This is a genomic window from Faecalicoccus sp. (assembly GCF_036552745.1).
Lineage (GTDB): Bacteria > Bacillota_I > Bacilli_A > Erysipelotrichales > Erysipelotrichaceae > Faecalicoccus.
In genome coordinates this window covers 1-5,655 of sequence record NZ_JAXKBY010000022.1, presented here as the reverse complement: position 1 = coordinate 5,655, position 5,655 = coordinate 1, and the positions used below count along the sequence as shown (strand labels likewise).

The window sequence follows — 5,655 nt, the reverse complement described above, 5'->3', positions numbered from 1 at the left end:
TTTTGATTTTGATGAAGAAATCTTATTGCAGGGGATCCAGGCATATATTCAAATTGCCAAAAACGCATAAAAGAGCACATCGTGCTCTTTTATTGTGGTTTTGAATTAATGATCAATGCCATAAAGACTAGATCTTCACTTCCCGGATTCGAAATAGAATGTCCCTTCCCATCCGGACAATATAAATGTTCACCCGGTAAAAGCGTTACTTCTCTTTCCTGATTATCGTTGACAAGCGCTTTCCCTTTAAGGATATAATAATCCTCACCATTTCCGATATGTGTATGATATCCGATAGAGCATCCAGGCTTTAATGTAACCTGGGCATACATCTTGTTCATACCTTTCATTTCTTCACTGGTTAGAATGTGTTCAAAATGAACCGTACCATTCCCGTTTTGAACATTCGTTCGATCTTCTGGTGTTAACTTCAAGCTTTTTCTCCCTTCATCAATAAGACCATGACGGCCTTTTGTGCATGTAAGCGATTTTCGGCTTCTTCAAAGATTTCATCGGCATGATCCTCAAAGACTTTTTCTGTGATTTCCTGACCACGATAAGCCGGCAAACAATGTTGAACCATGGCTTGTGGCTTGGCCAATGCCATTAAATCATCATCAACCGTATAGCCCTGAAACGCCTTTTGGCGAATTTCCTTTTCTTCTTCCATTCCCATGCTGGCCCAGGTATCGGTAATCACAACATCCGCATCTTTGATGGCTTCTTTAGGCTCGGATGTCCAGCTAAATGTCGCATAGTCTTTGGCAAAATCCATCACTTTGGCATCCGGTTTATAATCAACCGGTGTTGCCACACTGACCTGCATACCGACAAGCAACCCTCCGACGATCAAAGAATTCGCCATATTATCGCCATCACCAATATAACACATTTTTAATCCTTCCAGTATTCCATAACGCTCACGAATCGTCATGAGATCAGCCAGTACCTGGCAAGGATGGCTGTAATCAGTCAAGCCATTGATGACAGGGATGCTTCCATATTTTGCCAGATCTTCTACTTCTTTTTGGTCAAAGGTTCGAATCATGATCATATCCAAATACCGGGAAAGAACACGGGCCGTATCTTGCACCGGCTCTCCTCGTCCGATCTGTAAATCACGACTTGACAAAAACAAAGGCTGTCCACCCAACTGATAAATACCGGTTTCAAAGGAAACACGTGTCCGGGTACTTGATTTTTGGAAGATCAGACCTACACTTTTGCCTTCCAGATGCCGATGTGGAATCTGATGTTTTCTTTCATATTTTAACTGATCGGCCAAATCCAAAATCTGAAGGATCTCTTCTTTGTTCAAATCTTGCATTGTAAGTAAATGTTTCATGAAAATACCTCCTGAAATGCCTGAATCACCTGATCCAGTTCTTCTTTAGAAATGATCAATGGTGGCAAAAGACGAATGGCCTGTGATCCTGCTGTTAAGACAAGTACACCCTTCTTTTGAAGTTTCTTGACAAAACCGGCTCGTTTCTTTTCATCCACAACTACCCCGATCATCAGTCCTATACCACGCACTTCTAAAATATCCGGGCTTTGTATGTTTTGTAGGGCATCCATGAAATACTGTCCTTTTTCTTTCACGCTTTCCAAAAATTCCTTTTGATTAACGATCGATAAAACCGTCATAGCTGCTCTTGTACTCATTAAATTCCCACCAAATGTCGAACCATGCATGCCGGCCTGTAAGACGGTTGAACATTTTTCATTGGTCATGATGCCTCCAATCGGAAGGCCGCCGCCTAAGCCTTTAGCCATCGAAACAATATCCGGTTGAATTTCATATTGTTGATAACAGAATAAGCTTCCGGTTCGACCGATTCCGGTTTGCACTTCATCAACAGCTACCAGCACATCCTTTTGATGACAAAGTTTTGTGACTTCCTGCACGAAAGTTTTATCAAGTGGTAATACACCGCCTTCTCCCTGAATCATTTCCATCAAGACAAGGCATACAGAATCGTCCAGCTTTTGTTTGAAATCTTCAATATCATTGGCAATAACATATTCAAAGCCATCCGGAAACGGATAAAAATACTGATGAAATTTATTCTGACCGGTTGCCGTTAATGTCATCATCGTTCTTCCATGAAAAGACTGCACCAGACTTAATACTTTATATTGATGTTGTCCATAGCGATCACTGGAGTATTTACGTGCCAGCTTGATGACACCTTCATTGGCTTCTGCTCCTGAATTGGCAAAGAACACTTTTGACATTCCGGTTGATTCCACTAACTCTTTGGCTACCTGTACCATTGGTTCAGTGTAATACAGATTGGAAGTGTGCATAAGCTTTTGACTTTGATCGTGTAATGCTTCTACCAATGCCGGATGATTATGTCCCAGGCAATTGACACCGATACCGGATGTCATATCGATGTAGCTGCTTCCTTGATCATCATATAACAAACATCCTTGCCCTTTGACCAAAAATAAGTCATTGCGCGCATAGGTCTGCATCACATATTGTTTTTCCAATGTTTTTATCTCTTCTAAATTCATGATGGCCTCCTAATAGAACATCGTACCCACACCTTGATCGCTAAATAACTCAATGAGGATCGAATGTGGGATGCGTCCGTCTTGTATATTGGCAGAATGAATTCCCTGACGTACTGCCTCAACACAACACTGTACTTTAGGAATCATCCCTCCGGAAATAATACCTTCTTTTTCCAGAGATCGTACCTTTGAAACTTGAATCGAAGGAATCAGGCTCTCCGGATCTTCTATATCCTCCATGACACCACTAACATTAGTCAGCAGGATAAACTTCTCAGCCTTTAAGGCAATGGCAATTTTTTCTGCTGCCAGATCGGCATTGATATTGTAGCTTACGTCATCATCATAGCCGGAAGCAATACTGCTTAAAACTGGAATATAGCCTTTATCAAGTAACTCCTGCACTAAAGAAGCATCTACTTTGATGATATCGCCTACATATCCATAATCCGTACGATAAATATCGGTATGACGTAAAGCTTTAAATATGGAAGCATCCAATCCGGAAAGACCGACCGCTTTTCCGCCGGCTTTTTCTAAAAGGGAGACTAAATCTTTATTGACTTTTCCACATAAGGCCATCTGTACAAATTCCATTGTTTCCGCATCGGTATAGCGAAGGCCATTGATAAATTGTGTTTCTTTACCGACTTTTTCCAATAAATTGGAAATTTCCGGTCCTCCACCATGAACCAAAACCACATGGACACCGACCATGTTTAATAACACGACATCCTGAATGACCGCCATTTTCAGCGCTTCATCGATCATCGCATTTCCGCCATATTTAATAACGATCGTTTTTCCTCTGTATTTTTGGATATAAGGCAAGGCCTCTACCAAAACTTGTGCTTGTGTTTCTGGTTTCATGTTCTATAATCTCCATTTATCTTTACATAATCATACGTCAGATCACAACCCCAGCACGTAACAACCTCATCCCCTTGATGCAGATCGATCAAAACTTGAACGGAATCTGTCTGGAGAATTTTTTTGGCTTGTTCTTCATCAAAATCCAGGGTTTTCCCCCTATGGCATACTTGAATCTTGCCAAATTTTGAGGCAAATATCACATCCACGATTTCCGGATCAAAAGCTGCCTGTGAATACCCCATGGCACAAAGAACACGACCCCAGTTGGCATCACTGCCAAACATCGCCGCTTTAAACAATGTACTGGAAGCAACAGATTTGGCAAGCTTTTCGGCCTGTTCTTCACTTTGGGCATCATACACGGTCACGCTCAACAAGCGGCTGGCACCTTCTCCATCACTGGCAATTTGTATCGCCAGATTTTCCATGACCGTATGTAACGCTTTTTTAAACGTATCAAAGGCTTCACCTTCCGTTTGAATCGGTTTGTTTTTGGCCATGCCATTAGCCAAAACCACACACATATCATTGGTGGAAGTATCTCCATCCACACTGATTCGATTAAAAGTCTTCTTAGTAATTTCCTGTAACGCTTTTTCCAACAAAGAAGATTCGATATCCACATCACTGGTAATAAAAGCTAGCATCGTTCCCATATTTGGATGAATCATGCCAGACCCTTTGCAGATTCCGCCTAAATGAACACGAATTCCGTCCAATTCAAAAGAAACTGCACAGCTTTTTGTTTTAGTGTCTGTTGTCATGATAGCCTGCGCTGCTTCCAATGAATTATTTTCTTTAAGCTCAATCTGCATGGCACCTCGTTCGATAGCTTCGATCGGTAAGGTTTGCCCAATTACACCGGTACTGGCGACAATGACATCCTCGGTATCTAACTGTGTTAATTTGGCACAGGCAACAGCTTCCTTTAAGGCATTTTCTTTTCCAAAAGGAGCACATGCATTCGCATTCCCTGAATTACAGATAATAGCCTGTGCTTTACCGTTTGATAAATGTTCTTTGGTCAACTTTAAACAATCGGCCTTAACTTGATTGGTCGTATAGACGGCTGCAGCCGCACAAGGCTTTTTCGAATAGATTACCGTAAGATCCAGCTTGGACTGTGATTTACGCACACCACAATGCACCGCTCCTGCCAAAAAACCTTTTGAAGCGCAAACGCCTCCTTGTATCAATTCCATTTCGATGCTCCTTCCTAGTAAGATAATCCTTTATATTCTTCGAATCCTAACATTAAATTCATATTTTGAATGGCGGCTCCACTGGCCCCTTTACCTAAATTATCAAACAAAGCACTGATCATCACTTGTTGATCATTACCATGAATACAAATCTTCAAGTTATCCTTTTGGGCATATAAATTGGCTGAGAGGTAAGTGTCTTCATCCTTTGTGACTTCAATAAAAGTATCTTGATACAAATCTTGATACAGTTGAACAATTTCTTCTTTATTGCCCTCGATCATGATTGTTGTCAACATGCCTCGATAATAATCATCGACTACCGGACAAAATAAAGGTGTTTTTTCTAAATGACAGATTTGTTTCATTTCCTTTAAATGCTTGTGCTGTAAAGAAAGACCATAGAGTCTGGGAGCATATAGATCCGATGTTTTATCCGTCTCATATTGGGCAATCATCGATTTCCCACCACCTGAATATCCGGTCAAAGATGTGCACGATAGCAACGTATCCTTTTGAATGAACTGATGTTTCATCAAAGGATAGACTATGCTGATGAAACCTGTTGCGTGACATCCGGGATTAGCCACTCGATAACTTGACTTGATCTTTTGTTTCTGTTGATTTGATAATTCCGGAAAACCATAGACCCAATCCGGATCGGTACGATGCGCCGTGGAAGCATCGATGACTTTCGTTTTATCGTCCATGAGCTTCATTGCTTCGATACTGGCAGCATCCGGCAAGCATAAAAACACCAGGTCTGCTTCTTTCATGTATTCTTTTCGTACGACATCATCATGTCTTTTATCGTCCGGTATTTTTAAAAGTTCAATATCTTCTCGATTTGATAAGCGCTTTACGATTTCCAGACCGGTCGTACCGGCCTGTCCATCGATATAAATCTTCGGCTTATTCATGAAAACCACCCTCACTCAAAAATTCTTCGATCTTTTTAATCTGGTGACTAACCTCTTCCGGTGCTGGGCCACCTAGGCTCTTTCGCTGTGCCAGACAAGTCTGCAGATCTATGGCCGTATAAACATCTTCACTAAAG

General features: G+C 41.4%; 6 protein-coding genes. All 6 read right to left on the bottom strand.

The features are described from left to right. Positions 1 to 89 precede the first annotated feature (89 nt). From U0M88_RS01025 to argC, 6 genes are read right to left on the bottom strand one after another with little or no spacing between them, the layout of a single operon-like run. On the bottom strand, positions 90 to 434 hold the full coding sequence (locus U0M88_RS01025; RefSeq protein ID WP_117446715.1) for a cupin domain-containing protein: 345 nt from the start codon (positions 432 to 434) through the stop codon (positions 90 to 92). Continuing rightward, positions 431 to 1,345: an ornithine carbamoyltransferase gene (gene argF / locus U0M88_RS01020; protein WP_022789174.1), complete on the bottom strand. Its 915-nt coding sequence runs from the start codon at positions 1,343 to 1,345 to the stop codon at positions 431 to 433. Before argF ends, U0M88_RS01025 begins: the two co-directional genes overlap by 4 nt. Continuing rightward, entirely contained in the window at positions 1,342 to 2,523 is a 1,182-nt protein-coding gene (locus tag U0M88_RS01015) for an aspartate aminotransferase family protein (RefSeq protein WP_331868623.1), read from the bottom strand. The genes argF and U0M88_RS01015 overlap by 4 nt, the downstream gene beginning before the upstream one ends. 9 nt (positions 2,524 to 2,532) lie before the next feature. Beyond that, positions 2,533 to 3,393: an acetylglutamate kinase gene (gene argB, locus U0M88_RS01010; protein WP_117446717.1), complete on the bottom strand. Its 861-nt coding sequence runs from the start codon at positions 3,391 to 3,393 to the stop codon at positions 2,533 to 2,535. Next, complete coding sequence (gene argJ, locus U0M88_RS01005; RefSeq protein ID WP_331868622.1) at positions 3,390 to 4,598, bottom strand: bifunctional glutamate N-acetyltransferase/amino-acid acetyltransferase ArgJ; 1,209 nt, start codon at positions 4,596 to 4,598, stop codon at positions 3,390 to 3,392. The genes argB and argJ overlap by 4 nt, the downstream gene beginning before the upstream one ends. Positions 4,599 to 4,612: 14 nt before the next feature. Beyond that, positions 4,613 to 5,518: an N-acetyl-gamma-glutamyl-phosphate reductase gene (argC, locus tag U0M88_RS01000; protein WP_195222780.1), complete on the bottom strand. Its 906-nt coding sequence runs from the start codon at positions 5,516 to 5,518 to the stop codon at positions 4,613 to 4,615. Positions 5,519 to 5,655 lie beyond the last annotated feature (137 nt).

What these genes read in the sequence shown, in the direction of transcription:
- argB (WP_117446717.1), bottom strand. Translation starts at nt 3,393, where the DNA reads ATGAAACCAGAAACACAAGCACAAGTTTTGGTAGAGGCCTTGCCTTAT.
- argJ (WP_331868622.1), bottom strand. Translation starts at nt 4,598, where the DNA reads ATGGAATTGATACAAGGAGGCGTTTGCGCTTCAAAAGGTTTTTTGGCA.
- argF (WP_022789174.1), bottom strand. Translation starts at nt 1,345, where the DNA reads ATGAAACATTTACTTACAATGCAAGATTTGAACAAAGAAGAGATCCTT.
- U0M88_RS01015 (WP_331868623.1), bottom strand. Translation starts at nt 2,523, where the DNA reads ATGAATTTAGAAGAGATAAAAACATTGGAAAAACAATATGTGATGCAG.
- argC (WP_195222780.1), bottom strand. Translation starts at nt 5,518, where the DNA reads ATGAATAAGCCGAAGATTTATATCGATGGACAGGCCGGTACGACCGGT.